Origin of the sequence: Leifsonia sp. SIMBA_070 (genome assembly GCF_046534635.1) — a bacterium.
Lineage (GTDB): Bacteria > Actinomycetota > Actinomycetes > Actinomycetales > Microbacteriaceae > Leifsonia.
Genome location: NZ_JAWRYK010000546.1, coordinates 1 through 256, shown reverse-complemented (window position 1 = coordinate 256; position 256 = coordinate 1). Strand labels below are relative to the sequence as shown.

Annotated in this window: 1 pseudogene; it reads right to left on the bottom strand. The window is 67.6% G+C overall.

Features of this window, described 5'->3' with window-relative positions:
* Positions 1-256 (bottom strand): annotated as a pseudogene (locus SB754_RS21380) (recombinase RecQ); the annotation flags it as partial.

Genomic DNA, 256 nt, shown 5'->3' with positions numbered 1-256 from the left:
AGCGCTTCAGGTTCACCCGTGTCTCGAGAGCACCGCTGGACATAACCGCCCCCGAGGCCAGTTCCGTCAGCACGGCGTTCGCCGGGCCCTCCGCCGGCATGGACGAGGTGGCGAAGTACTCCCAAATGTCCTTGTCTTCGGTCCCGGGCAGCAGCAGCACATCGGCGCTGGGGGTTCCTCGGCCGGCGCGTCCCACCTGCTGGTAGTACGCCACCGGCGAGGACGGTGCGCCCAAATGAACCACGAACCCCAGGTC